Below are 12,398 nucleotides of genomic sequence, written 5' to 3'. Positions count from 1 at the left end.
CCTTTACTTTTTGATAGTTCTATTATATCAAAATTTCAAAATTTTGCATATCTTCTTTTTTTGATGAACAGTCAGTTGAATCATAAAGGCTATTAAAAAGATGTTCTGAAATTGCTTAGAGAGGGAAACTATGGATAAGAAAATTTTATTTGAATCTCTTAATACTGAACTATCCAAGGAGAATATTGACCTTTTCCGAAATGCCTGTGAAATATGGTATAATAGAAGAATGGCAAACAAGAATACAAGTAAAACAAGACGAAGACCGTCAAAAGCAGAACTCGAAAGAAAAGAAGCGATTCAACGGATGTTGATTTCGTTGGGAATCGCGTTTTTATTGATTTTCGCAGCCTTCAAATTAGGGGCTGCAGGTATCACCCTTTACAATTTAATTCGCTTGCTGGTGGGTAGCCTAGCTTATCTGACAATATTTGGTATCCTGCTCTACCTCTTCTTTTTCAAGTGGATACGAAAACAGGAAGGGCTTCTATCTGGCTTTTTCACTATATTTGCGGGCTTGCTCCTGATTTTTGAAGCCTACTTAGTTTGGAAATATGGTTTGGACAAGTCCGTTCTAAAAGGAACCATGGCTCAGGTTGTGACGGATTTAACTGGTTTTCGAACGACCAGTTTTGCTGGGGGGGGCTTGATTGGGGTTGCTCTTTATATTCCAACCGCCTTTCTCTTTTCAAATATCGGCACTTACTTTATTGGTTCTATCTTGATTTTAGCTGGAGCCCTCCTAGTCAGTCCTTGGTCTGTTTACGATATTGCTGAATTCTTCAGTAGAGGCTTTGTCAAATGGCGGGAAGGTCATGAGCGTCGAAAAGAGGAACGCCTTGTCAAACAAGAAGAAAAAGCTCGTCAAAAGGCTGAGGAAGAGGCTAGATTAGAACAAGAAGAGACCGAAAAAGCCTTACTCGATTTGCCTCCTGTTGATATGGAAACGGGTGAAATTCTGACAGCAGATGTTGTTCTTGACGGTCCACCTGTTCCGGAAGAAGAGTGGGTAGAACCAGAAATCATCTTGCCTCAAGCTGAACTTGAATTCGCTGAACAGGAAGATGGCTCTGATGATGAAGACGTACAGGTCGATTTTTCTGCTAAGGAGGCCCTTGAATACAAACTTCCAAGCTTACAACTCTTTGCCCCAGATAAACCAAAGGACCAGTCTAAAGAAAAGAAAATCGTCCGAGAAAACATCAAAATCCTAGAAGAAACCTTTGCTAGCTTCGGTATCAAGGTAACAGTTGAACGGGCCGAAATTGGGCCATCAGTGACCAAGTATGAAGTCAAGCCAGCAGTGGGTGTAAGGGTCAACCGCATCTCCAATCTCGCAGATGACCTCGCTCTAGCCTTGGCGGCCAAGGATGTCCGAATCGAAGCACCTATCCCAGGGAAATCTTTAGTGGGAATCGAAGTACCTAACTCTGAGATTGCGACAGTTTCTTTCCGAGAACTATGGGAACAATCTCAAACGAAAGCAGAAAATCTCTTGGAAATTCCTTTAGGGAAGGCTGTTAATGGAACCGCAAGAGCATTTGACCTCTCCAAGATGCCCCACTTGCTTGTCGCAGGTTCAACGGGATCAGGGAAGTCAGTAGCTGTTAATGGCATTATCGCTAGCATTCTGATGAAAGCAAGACCCGACCAGGTCAAGTTTATGATGGTGGACCCTAAGATGGTTGAGTTGTCTGTTTACAATGATATTCCCCACCTCTTGATTCCAGTTGTGACCAATCCACGTAAGGCTAGCAAGGCTTTGCAAAAGGTCGTGGATGAAATGGAAAATCGTTATGAACTCTTTGCCAAGGTGGGAGTTCGGAATATTGCAGGTTTTAATGCCAAGGTAGAAGAGTTCAATGCCCAGTCTGAGTACAAGCAGGTTCCGCTACCGCTCATTGTCGTGATTGTGGATGAGTTGGCTGACCTCATGATGGTGGCCAGCAAGGAAGTGGAAGATGCTATCATTCGTCTCGGACAGAAGGCGCGTGCTGCAGGTATCCACATGATTCTTGCAACCCAGCGTCCATCCGTTGATGTCATCTCTGGTCTGATCAAGGCCAATGTCCCATCTCGAGTGGCTTTTGCGGTATCATCAGGTACAGACTCGCGCACCATCTTGGATGAAAATGGAGCGGAAAAACTGCTTGGACGTGGAGATATGCTCTTTAAACCAATTGATGAAAATCATCCAGTTCGTCTCCAAGGCTCCTTTATCTCGGATGATGATGTCGAGCTCATCGTAAACTTCATCAAGGCTCAGGCTGATGCGGACTACGATGAGAGTTTTGATCCAGGTGAGGTTTCTGAAAATGAAGGTGAATTTTCAGATGGTGAAACTGGTGGAGATCCGCTTTTTGAAGAAGCCAAAGCTTTGGTCATTGAGACCCAGAAAGCTAGTGCGTCCATGATTCAGCGTCGTTTATCAGTTGGATTTAACCGTGCGACCCGCCTTATGGAAGAACTCGAAATGGCAGGAGTCATTGGTCCAGCTGAAGGTACCAAACCAAGAAAAGTATTGCAACAATAAAAAAATAGCTTCTTTCCAAGTTTGGAAGGAAGCTATTTTACTGGCTATTGATTGGTATTATTTTCTGAATTTGGAGTATTGGACTGTTTTTCATTTTCAGTAGTAGATTTACTTGGAGCAGGAGTAGTAGATTCCTGAGTTGCTGCTTTCTGCTCTTCTTTTTTCTCTTCCTTGACGCTGGATTTTGGTGTTTCTTCTTGTTGTGGTTTTTCTTGAGAAGTGTTATTTTCCTTATTAGGACTAGTGTTTTCCTGAGGGGATTCCTTTTGAATTTCTTTGACAATTGTTGTCGTCTGGCTTGTCGTAGGTTCTTTTTTAGTATTTTTGTTATTATCCAAGGCGTTCATGATAGTGATGCTTGCGGTAATCAAGCCGAGAATACTACCGATAGTAGCAACGGTTTTTTGAAAGACCGTAAAGCCTTTTTTGATGTGTTCTGTTTTTGGTTTTGAAGTTCTACGATAATTAGACATACATTCTCTCCTTTAACTAAAATTTATTATACCGTATTTCTTTAAAAAAATCTTAAAAAAAGAGGAATTGCCCTTTCTTGTCGCAAGCTCCGTTTCATGATACAATAGAAGAAGTGATTTTAGAAAGCGTGAGAAAACATGATTTACTTTGATAATTCGGCGACGACCAAGCCTTATCCTGAAGCCCTTGAAACTTATATGCAGGTGGCTTCAAAAATTTTAGGAAATCCATCTAGTCTTCATCGTTTAGGGGACCAGGCAACACGAATCTTAGATGCTTCTCGCCAACAGATTGCAGATTTAATTGGTAAGAAAAGCGATGAAATCTTCTTTACTTCTGGTGGGACAGAAGGAGATAACTGGGTCATCAAGGGTGTGGCCTTTGAAAAAGCTCAATTTGGGAAGCACATCATCGTATCAGCCATTGAACATCCAGCAGTCAAAGAGTCAGCTCTCTGGTTGAAAAGTCAAGGATTTGAAGTGGATTTTGCTCCAGTTGATGAGAAAGGATTTGTGGATGTTGAGGCGCTAGCAGATTTGATAAGACCTGATACGACCCTCGTTTCCATCATGGCAGTTAACAACGAAATTGGCTCTGTTCAGCCCATTGAGGCTATTTCAGAACTGTTAGCAGACAAACCAACTATTTCCTTCCACGTTGATGCAGTTCAGGCACTTGCCAAAATTCCGACTGAAAAGTATCTGACAGAACGAGTGGATTTTGCGACTTTCTCTGGTCACAAGTTCCACGGAGTTCGTGGTGTTGGTTTTGTCTATATCAAGTATGGCAAGAAGATTACGCCTCTTTTAACAGGTGGTGGTCAGGAACGTGATTATCGCTCGACAACTGAAAATGTGGCAGGGATTGCAGCGACAGCCAAGGCTCTCCGTTTGTCCATGGAAAAGCTAGATTTCTTTACGAGTAAGATAGGACAGATGAAGGCAGTGATTCGTCAAGCACTTCTGGACTATCCAGATATTTTTGTCTTTTCAGATGAGGAAGACTTTGCCCCTCATATTCTGACTTTTGGAATCAAGGGTGTTCGTGGAGAAGTCATTGTTCACGCCTTTGAAGACTATGATATTTTTATCTCAACGACCTCGGCTTGTTCGTCCAAGGCTGGGAAACCTGCAGGAACCCTGATTGCCATGGGAGTGGATAAAGATAAGGCCCAGTCAGCTGTGCGTCTTAGTCTAGACTTGGAAAATGATATGAGTCAGGTCGAGCAGTTTTTGACCAAGTTAAAATTGATTTACAATCAAACTAGAAAAGTAAGATAGGAGCATTCATGCAATATTCAGAAATTATGATTCGCTACGGTGAGCTGTCAACCAAGGGTAAAAACCGTATGCGTTTCATCAATAAACTTCGTAATAATATTTCAGACGTTTTGTCTATCTATCCCCAAGTTAAGGTAACAGCAGATCGCGACCGTGCCCACGCTTACCTCAATGGAGCTGATTACACAGCAGTAGCAGAATCGCTTAAGCAAGTCTTTGGAATTCAGAATTTTTCTCCAGTATATAAGGTAGAAAAATCTGTAGAAGTTCTGAAGTCTGCTGTCCAAGAGATTATGAAAGATATCTACAAGGAAGGCATGACCTTTAAAATCTCTAGTAAACGTAGCGACCACAACTTTGAGTTGGATAGTCGTGAACTCAACCAAACACTTGGAGGAGCTGTTTTCGAAGCCATTCCAAATGTGCAAGCTCAAATGAAAAGTCCTGACATCAATCTTCAGGTGGAGATACGTGAAGAAGCAGCCTACCTTTCTTATGAAACCATTCGTGGGGCTGGTGGTTTGCCAGTTGGAACTTCAGGTAAAGGAATGCTCATGTTGTCAGGAGGGATTGACTCACCTGTAGCAGGTTATCTTGCTTTGAAACGTGGAGTGGATATAGAGGCCGTTCACTTTGCCAGCCCACCTTATACTAGTCCAGGCGCTCTCAAGAAAGCCCAAGATTTGACCCGTAAATTGACCAAGTTTGGTGGCAATATCCAGTTTATCGAAGTTCCTTTTACAGAGATTCAAGAGGAAATCAAGGCCAAAGCGCCCGAAGCTTACTTAATGACTCTAACTCGTCGCTTTATGATGCGGATTACAGATCGTATTCGTGAGGTACGAAATGGTTTAGTTATCATAAATGGGGAAAGCCTAGGTCAAGTAGCCAGCCAAACCTTGGAGAGCATGCAGGCTATCAATGCGGTTACCAACACTCCCATCATCCGTCCAGTTGTGACAATGGATAAGTTGGAAATTATTGACATTGCTCAGGAAATTGACACCTTTGAAATTTCTATCCAGCCTTTTGAAGACTGTTGTACCATTTTTGCGCCAGATCGTCCGAAAACAAATCCTAAGATTAAGAATGCGGAGCAGTACGAAGCGCGTATGGATGTTGAAGGATTAGTAGAGCGAGCAGTTGCTGGAATCATGATTACTGAGATTACACCGCAGGCTGAAAAAGATGAAGTGGATGACTTGATTGATAATTTGCTCTAATCAGAAAATCCAGAAGAATTTAGAAAAATAAATGAAAAAGTTAGTTTTTAATTCCAAAAATGGAAGCAAAACTAACTTTTTTTCTATAATTGTGATATAATAAAATAAAATTTTGAATATAGAGAGTTTTCTGACAATGAATCAATCCTACTTTTATTTAAAAATGAAAGAACACAAACTCAAGGTTCCTTATACAGGTAAGGAACGCCGTGTACGTGTTCTTCTGCCTAAAGATTATGAGAAAGACACGGATCGTTCCTATCCTGTTGTTTACTTTCATGACGGGCAAAATGTTTTTTATAGTAAAGAGTCCTTCATTGGCCATTCATGGAAGATTATCCCAGCTATTAAGCGTAATCCTGACATCAGTCGCATGATTGTCGTTGCCATTGACAATGATGGTATGGGGCGGATGAATGAGTATGCGGCTTGGAAGTTCCAAGAATCTCCTATCCCAGGGCAGCAGTTTGGTGGTAAGGGTGTGGAGTATGCCGAGTTTGTCATGGAGGTGGTCAAACCTTTTATCGATGAGACCTACCGTACCAAAGCTGACCGCCAGCATACGGCTATGATTGGTTCCTCACTAGGCGGCAATATTACCCAGTTTATCGGTTTGGAATACCAAGACCAAATTGGATGTCTAGGGGTCTTTTCATCTGCTAACTGGCTCCATCAAGAAGCCTTTAATCGCTACATCGAGCGCCAGAAACTATCGCCTGACCAGCGTATCTTTATCTATGTTGGGACAGAAGAAGCAGATGATACGGACAAGACCCTGATGGCTGGCAATATCAAACAAGCCTATATAGATTCGTCTCTTCGGTATTACCATGATTTGATAGCAGGTGGGGTACACTTAGATAATCTTGTTTTAAAAGTTCAGTCTGGCGCCATCCATAGTGAAATCCCTTGGTCGGAGAATTTACCAGACTGTTTGAGATTTTTTGCAGAGAAGTGGTAAGTTAGAAAAGGAGAAAGCCAATGCATATTGAAAACCTTAGCCACTGGAGTGGCAATCTTAACCGTGAAATGTACCTTAATCGTTATGGACATGCTGGGATTCCAGTTGTGGTTTTTGCTTCATCAGGTGGTAGTCACAACGAATACTATGATTTTGGCATGATTGATGCCTGTGCTTCTTTTATCGAGGAAGGCCGTGTCCAGTTCTTTACCCTATCCAGTGTTGACAGTGAGAGCTGGTTGGCAACTTGGAAAAATGGTCACGACCAAGCAGAGATGCACCGTGCCTACGAGCGCTATGTGATTGATGAGGCCATTCCTTTTATCAAGCATAAGACAGGTTGGTTTGATGGTATGATGACGACAGGTTGCTCGATGGGCGCCTACCATGCAGTCAACTTTTTCCTCCAGCATCCAGATGTCTTTACCAAGGTGATTGCTCTTAGTGGTGTTTACGATGCACGTTTCTTTGTCGGTGATTACTACAATGACGATGCCATTTACCAAAACTCGCCAGTAGATTATATCTGGAATCAGAACGACGGCTGGTTTATCGATCGTTACCGTCAGGCAGAGATTGTGCTGTGTACGGGGCTTGGAGCCTGGGAACAAGATGGTTTACCATCCTTTTACAAGCTCAAAGAAGCCTTTGACCAGAAACAAATTCCAGCCTGGTTTGCTGAATGGGGACATGATGTCGCTCACGACTGGGAATGGTGGCGCAAACAAATGCCTTATTTCCTTGGAAATCTCTATTTATAAAAGGAGTTACCTATGAATTACCTTGTTATTTCTCCCTACTATCCGCAAAACTTTCAACAGTTTACAATTGAGCTAGCCAATAAAGGCATTACCGTCTTGGGAATTGGTCAAGAACCATACGAGCAATTGGATGAACCTTTACGCAATAGCCTGACCGAGTATTTCCGTGTTGACAATCTTGAAAATATAGATGAAGTCAAACGTGCAGTTGCTTTTCTCTTTTATAAACATGGTCCAATTGACCGTATTGAATCCCACAATGAATACTGGCTTGAGCTAGATGCAAGTCTTCGTGAGCAATTCAATGTCTTTGGTGCCAAACCAGAGGATCTCAAAAAGACGAAATATAAGTCTGAAATGAAGAAACTCTTCAAAAAAGCAGGTGTCCCCGTGGTACCTGGAGCTGTTATCAAGACTGAAGCAGATGTGGATCAAGCTGTGAATGAAATCGGCCTTCCAATGATTGCAAAACCTGACAATGGAGTGGGAGCGGCCGCGACTTTTAAGCTTGAGACAGAAGACGATATCAATCACTTCAAGCAAGAATGGGACCATTCGACCGTTTATTTCTTTGAAAAATTTGTCACTTCTAGCGAAATCTGTACCTTTGACGGGCTCGTAGATAAGGATGGTAAGATTGTCTTTTCAACAACTTTTGACTACGCCTATACACCGCTTGATCTCATGATTTACAAGATGGACAATTCTTATTACATTCTCAAGGATATGGATCCTAAATTGCGTAAGTATGGTGAGGCCATTGTCAAAGAATTTGGTATGAAAGAACGGTTCTTCCATATCGAGTTCTTCCGTGAAGGGGATGATTATATTGCCATCGAGTACAATAACCGCCCTGCAGGTGGTTTTACCATTGATGTTTATAACTTTGCCCATTCCTTGGACCTCTATCGTGGCTACGCAGCTATAGTCGCAGGAGAAGAGTTCCCAGCGTCAGAGTTTGAACCTCAGTATTGTTTGGCTACATCACGTCGTGCAAATGCTCACTATGTCTATTCTGAGGAGGACTTGCTTGCCAAATATAGTCAGCAGTTCAAGGTTAAAAAAATCATGCCAGCAGCCTTTGCGGAACTTCAAGGAGATTACCTTTATATGCTGACAACTCCGAGTCGACAAGAAATGGAGCAGATGATTGCAGATTTCGGACAACGTCAAGAATAAGAACTCTCGGATTAAGGAAATGCACCTCCTTAATCCTTTTATTTTAACAAGAGAAATAAAACCGCTTTCTCATACATTCTTTTAGAAAACCTGTTGCTAAAAGATATAAAAATTGATAGAATAAGGATTGTCTAAAAAATTTTAAGGAGAATCTATCAAATGGATTTCACATGGGCAATTAAATATGCCACTGAATTTTTGGCCACTGCTATTTTGATCATTCTTGGAAATGGTGCAGTTGCCAACGTTGAACTTAAAGGTACGAAAGGTCACCAAAGTGGCTGGATCGTTATCGCTGTTGGTTATGGTATGGGGGTTATGATCCCAGCCTTGATGTTTGGTAACGTATCTGGTAACCACATTAACCCAGCCTTCACTCTTGGACTTGCGATCAGCGGTCTCTTCCCTTGGGCACAAGTTGCACCTTATATCATCGCACAAGTTTTGGGTGCTATCTTTGGTCAAGCCTTGGTTGTGGCAACACACCGCCCATACTACTTGAAAACTGAAAATCCAAACAACATCTTGGGTACTTTCTCAACAATTTCAAGTTTGGATAATGGTACAAAAGAATCACATTTTGCAGCAACTGTTAATGGTTTTGTAAACGAGTTTGTCGGTTCATTTGTTCTTTTCTTTGCAGCCCTTGGTATGACTAAAAACTTCTTTGGTGCCGAACTAGTATCAAAAGCACAAGCTGCTATCAATGCTCAAGTTGCACAAGCAACTACTCAAGGTCAAACAATTCCTCAAGAACAAGTAACAGCAGCACTTGACCAAGCTAAAGAACAAGTAGCGCCATTTATGACTTCTGGTCTTGGAATTGCTCACTTGGCACTTGGATTCCTTGTTATGGCTTTGGTAACATCACTTGGTGGACCTACAGGGCCTGCCTTGAACCCAGCCCGTGACTTGGGACCACGTCTCCTTCATGCTTTCCTTCCAAAATCAGTTCTTGGTGAGCACAAAGGTGATTCAAAATGGTGGTATTCTTGGGTACCAGTAGTAGCACCTATCGCAGCAGCAATTGCGGCAGTAGCTATCTTCAAATTCCTTTACCTATAAGAAATTGAAACCGAGGAAATCCTCGGTTTTTTAGCTGAAATTTTACGAAAAAAAGGTAAATCTGAGCATAATTTCTTGTAAAAAATTCTAAAATCCTTTAAAATAAAAGAGTTGGAGGAATTTATGAATGTAAATCAGATTGTACGGATTATTCCTACTTTAAAAGTTAATAATAGAAAATTAAATGAAACATTTTATATTGAAACTCTTGGCATGAAGGCCTTGTTAGAAGAATCAGCCTTTCTGTCACTAGGTGATCAAACAGGTCTAGAAAAGCTGATTTTAGAAGAAGCTCCAAGTATGCGCACTCGTAAGGTAGAGGGAAGAAAAAAATTAGCTAGATTGATTGTCAAGGTGGAAAATCCCTTAGAAATTGAAGGACTCTTATCTAAAACAGATTCGATTCATCAATTATATAAAGGTCAAAATGGATACGCTTTTGAAATTTTCTCACCAGAAGATGATTTGATTTTGATTCATGCAGAAGATGACAGAGAAAATCTAGTAGAAGTAGAGGAAAAGCCTGAGTTTCAAACAGATTTGGAATCAATTTCTTTAAGTAAATTTGAGATTTCTATGGAATTACACCTCCCAACGGATGTAGATAGTTTTTTGGAACTATCTGAAATTGGGACATCACTTGATTTTATCCCAGCTCAGGGGCAAGATTTGACTGTGGACAATACGGCTACTTGGGACTTATCTATGCTTAAGTTCTTGGTCAATGAATTAGACATAGCAAGTCTTCGTAAGAGATTTGAGTCTACCGAATATTTTATTCCTAAGTCTAAAAAATTCTTCCTTGGTAAAGATCGAAATAATGTTGAATTGTGGTTTGAAGAAGTATGAAGTGGACCAAGATTATTAAAAAAATAGAAGAACAAATCGAGGCAGGGATTTATCCCGGAGCCTCTTTTGCGTATTTTAAGGACAATCAATGGACGGAGGTCTATTTAGGCTTGAGTGACCCAGAGCATGGCTTGCAGACTGAGGCAGGATTAGTTTATGACCTAGCTAGTGTCAGCAAGGTTGTTGGGGTAGGTACTGTTTTCACCTTCTTGTGGGAAAGAGGTCAATTAGATATTGACAGACCAGTAACCGATTTTTTACCTGAAAGTGATTATCCAGACATCACTATTCGCCAGCTCTTGACTCACGCAACAGACCTTGATCCGTTTATTCCCAATCGTGATCTTTTAACAGATTCAGAATTAAAGGAAGCGATGTTTCATCTCAATAGACGAAATCAGCTAGCCTTTCTTTATTCGGATGTCCATTTTTTGCTGTTGGGTTTTATTTTGGAAAGAATCTTTGATAAGGATTTGGATGAGATTTTACAGGAGCAAGTCTGGAAACCTTGGGGAATGGCGGATACCCAGTTTGGGCCTGTTGAGCTTGCTGTTCCAACAGTCAGAGGTGTAGAGGAAGGCATAGTACATGATCCCAAGGCTCGCCTTCTGGGCAGACATGCAGGTAGTGCTGGTTTATTTTCTACTGTAAAGGATTTACAAATCTTTTTAGAACATTATTTAGCAGATGATTTTGCAAGAGATTTGAGTCAAAATTTTTCTCCTTTGGATGACAAGGAACGTTCTTTGGCATGGAATTTGGAAGGAGATTGGTTAGACCATACGGGCTATACAGGTACCTTTATCATGTGGAATCGCCAGAAGCAAGAAGCGGCTATTTTCCTATCGAATCGTACCTATGAAAAGGATGAGAGGACTCAATGGATTGTAGACCGCAATCAAGTGATGGACTTGATTCGCAAAGAAGAGTAAGGAGAGACATGTCAAACAGTTTAAAAGGGACTCTATTAACAGTTGTGGCTGGGATTGCTTGGGGCTTGTCAGGAACGAGTGGCCAATACCTGATGGCACATGGAATTTCGTCTCTGGTTTTAACTAACTTACGACTTTTAATCGCCGGTGGGATTCTCATAGTCTTGGCTTATGTTACTGAAAAGGAGAAAATGCTGGCCTTTTTAAAGGATAGAAAGAGTTTGCTGTCTCTTCTTATTTTTGCTCTAATTGGTCTCTTCCTCAACCAATTCGCCTATCTAACTGCTATTCAGGAGACAAATGCAGGAACAGCGACTGTGCTTCAGTATGTTTGTCCTGTCGGGATTTTGATTTATAGCTGTATCAAAGATAAGGTGGCACCGACACTGGGAGAGATTGTTTCTATCATATTAGCCATTGGAGGGACCTTCCTGATTGCAACTCATGGGCAATTGGACCAGTTATCCATGACACCTGCAGGCCTGTTCTGGGGTCTCTTTTCTGCTCTGACTTACGCACTTTATATCATTTTGCCCATAGCCTTGATTAAGAAGTGGGGGAGTAGTTTGATCATTGGTGTGGGAATGGTCATAGCAGGTTTGGTCGCTCTTCCTTTTACAGGAGTTCTACAGACTGTTATCCCAACTAGTCTTGATTTTCTCCTCGCATTTGCGGGTATTATTCTTATCGGGACTGTCTTTGCCTATACAGCTTTCCTTAAAGGAACCAGTCTGATAGGACCGGTCAAGTCAAGCTTGTTGGCTTCAATTGAACCAATCTCGGCGGTTTTCTTTGCCTTCCTAATTATGAATGAACAATTTTATCCTATTGATTTTCTTGGTATGGCAATGATTTTAATTGCAGTCACTTTGATTTCGTTGAAAGATTTATTGTTAGAGAAATAAACAAAAAATGAAAGTAGATGATAACCACTCTCAAAGAGGGGTTATTTTTACTAATAAAAGCTTTTGAATCTAAATGAATTAATGAAATTTTATAAAAGTTTAAGCCTTTTTTCTTAAAATATTTATATGAGTATAGAATGCCTGGAGAAGATATGAATATTTTTAAAAAAATACATCCATCTAAGCCTTTAAAATACTTGAGATGGTTGGACATTGTGATTATTACGATCATAATG

The 12,398-nt window shown here is 41.1% G+C and carries 11 protein-coding genes; 10 read left to right on the top strand and 1 reads right to left on the bottom strand.

Annotated elements, in window-relative coordinates; all coding sequences use genetic code 11:
* Positions 1 to 229 precede the first annotated feature (229 nt).
* Positions 230 to 2,533: a DNA translocase FtsK gene (locus D8855_RS06675; protein WP_125416647.1), complete on the top strand. Its 2,304-nt coding sequence runs from the start codon at positions 230 to 232 to the stop codon at positions 2,531 to 2,533.
* 44 nt (positions 2,534 to 2,577) lie between these two features.
* Here D8855_RS06675 and D8855_RS06670 read toward each other — a convergent pair whose 3' ends face one another.
* Positions 2,578 to 3,006: a DUF6556 family protein gene (locus tag D8855_RS06670; RefSeq protein ID WP_070842729.1), complete on the bottom strand. Its 429-nt coding sequence runs from the start codon at positions 3,004 to 3,006 to the stop codon at positions 2,578 to 2,580.
* A gap of 138 nt (positions 3,007 to 3,144) precedes the next feature.
* On the opposite strand from D8855_RS06670, the gene D8855_RS06665 reads away from it, so the two are divergent.
* From D8855_RS06665 to D8855_RS06625, 9 genes are all read left to right on the top strand, one after another.
* Positions 3,145 to 4,287, top strand: coding sequence for a cysteine desulfurase family protein (locus D8855_RS06665; protein WP_125416645.1), 1,143 nt, complete (start codon positions 3,145 to 3,147; stop codon positions 4,285 to 4,287).
* Between the two features lie 8 nt (positions 4,288 to 4,295).
* Positions 4,296 to 5,510, top strand: coding sequence for a tRNA uracil 4-sulfurtransferase ThiI (gene thiI / locus D8855_RS06660; protein WP_125416643.1), 1,215 nt, complete (start codon positions 4,296 to 4,298; stop codon positions 5,508 to 5,510).
* 136 nt (positions 5,511 to 5,646) lie between these two features.
* Positions 5,647 to 6,471 (top strand): alpha/beta hydrolase, encoded by an 825-nt coding sequence (locus tag D8855_RS06655; RefSeq protein ID WP_120770027.1) that lies wholly within the window; start codon positions 5,647 to 5,649, stop codon positions 6,469 to 6,471.
* A gap of 20 nt (positions 6,472 to 6,491) precedes the next feature.
* Entirely contained in the window at positions 6,492 to 7,232 is a 741-nt protein-coding gene (locus tag D8855_RS06650; RefSeq protein WP_033687156.1) for an esterase family protein, read from the top strand.
* Between the two features lie 12 nt (positions 7,233 to 7,244).
* On the top strand, positions 7,245 to 8,411 hold the full coding sequence (locus D8855_RS06645) for an ATP-grasp domain-containing protein (RefSeq protein ID WP_125416641.1): 1,167 nt from the start codon (positions 7,245 to 7,247) through the stop codon (positions 8,409 to 8,411).
* A 159-nt stretch (positions 8,412 to 8,570) separates the two neighbouring features.
* Positions 8,571 to 9,476, top strand: a complete 906-nt coding sequence (gene gla / locus D8855_RS06640; protein WP_000348094.1) for an aquaglyceroporin Gla — start codon at positions 8,571 to 8,573, stop codon at positions 9,474 to 9,476.
* Positions 9,477 to 9,599: 123 nt separating this feature from the next.
* A complete protein-coding gene (locus D8855_RS06635; protein WP_125416639.1) occupies positions 9,600 to 10,325 on the top strand; it encodes a CppA N-terminal domain-containing protein in 726 nt (241 codons plus the stop codon).
* Complete coding sequence (locus D8855_RS06630; protein ID WP_125416637.1) at positions 10,322 to 11,257, top strand: serine hydrolase domain-containing protein; 936 nt, start codon at positions 10,322 to 10,324, stop codon at positions 11,255 to 11,257. The genes D8855_RS06635 and D8855_RS06630 overlap by 4 nt, the downstream gene beginning before the upstream one ends.
* 8 nt (positions 11,258 to 11,265) lie before the next feature.
* A complete protein-coding gene (locus D8855_RS06625; RefSeq protein WP_049510833.1) occupies positions 11,266 to 12,162 on the top strand; it encodes a DMT family transporter in 897 nt (298 codons plus the stop codon).
* Positions 12,163 to 12,398: the final 236 nt, after the last annotated feature.

This window comes from Streptococcus mitis (assembly GCF_003942685.1).
GTDB classification, from domain to species: Bacteria; Bacillota; Bacilli; order Lactobacillales; family Streptococcaceae; genus Streptococcus; species Streptococcus mitis_CD.
Note: the sequence above shows the minus strand (reverse complement) of the source record. Positions and strands in the feature narration are given on the sequence as shown.

What these genes read in the sequence shown, in the direction of transcription:
- gla (WP_000348094.1), top strand. Translation starts at nt 8,571, where the DNA reads ATGGATTTCACATGGGCAATTAAATATGCCACTGAATTTTTGGCCACT.
- D8855_RS06645 (WP_125416641.1), top strand. Translation starts at nt 7,245, where the DNA reads ATGAATTACCTTGTTATTTCTCCCTACTATCCGCAAAACTTTCAACAG.
- D8855_RS06635 (WP_125416639.1), top strand. Translation starts at nt 9,600, where the DNA reads ATGAATGTAAATCAGATTGTACGGATTATTCCTACTTTAAAAGTTAAT.
- thiI (WP_125416643.1), top strand. Translation starts at nt 4,296, where the DNA reads ATGCAATATTCAGAAATTATGATTCGCTACGGTGAGCTGTCAACCAAG.
- D8855_RS06675 (WP_125416647.1), top strand. Translation starts at nt 230, where the DNA reads ATGGCAAACAAGAATACAAGTAAAACAAGACGAAGACCGTCAAAAGCA.
- D8855_RS06650 (WP_033687156.1), top strand. Translation starts at nt 6,492, where the DNA reads ATGCATATTGAAAACCTTAGCCACTGGAGTGGCAATCTTAACCGTGAA.
- D8855_RS06630 (WP_125416637.1), top strand. Translation starts at nt 10,322, where the DNA reads ATGAAGTGGACCAAGATTATTAAAAAAATAGAAGAACAAATCGAGGCA.
- D8855_RS06670 (WP_070842729.1), bottom strand. Translation starts at nt 3,006, where the DNA reads ATGTCTAATTATCGTAGAACTTCAAAACCAAAAACAGAACACATCAAA.
- D8855_RS06625 (WP_049510833.1), top strand. Translation starts at nt 11,266, where the DNA reads ATGTCAAACAGTTTAAAAGGGACTCTATTAACAGTTGTGGCTGGGATT.
- D8855_RS06665 (WP_125416645.1), top strand. Translation starts at nt 3,145, where the DNA reads ATGATTTACTTTGATAATTCGGCGACGACCAAGCCTTATCCTGAAGCC.
- D8855_RS06655 (WP_120770027.1), top strand. Translation starts at nt 5,647, where the DNA reads ATGAATCAATCCTACTTTTATTTAAAAATGAAAGAACACAAACTCAAG.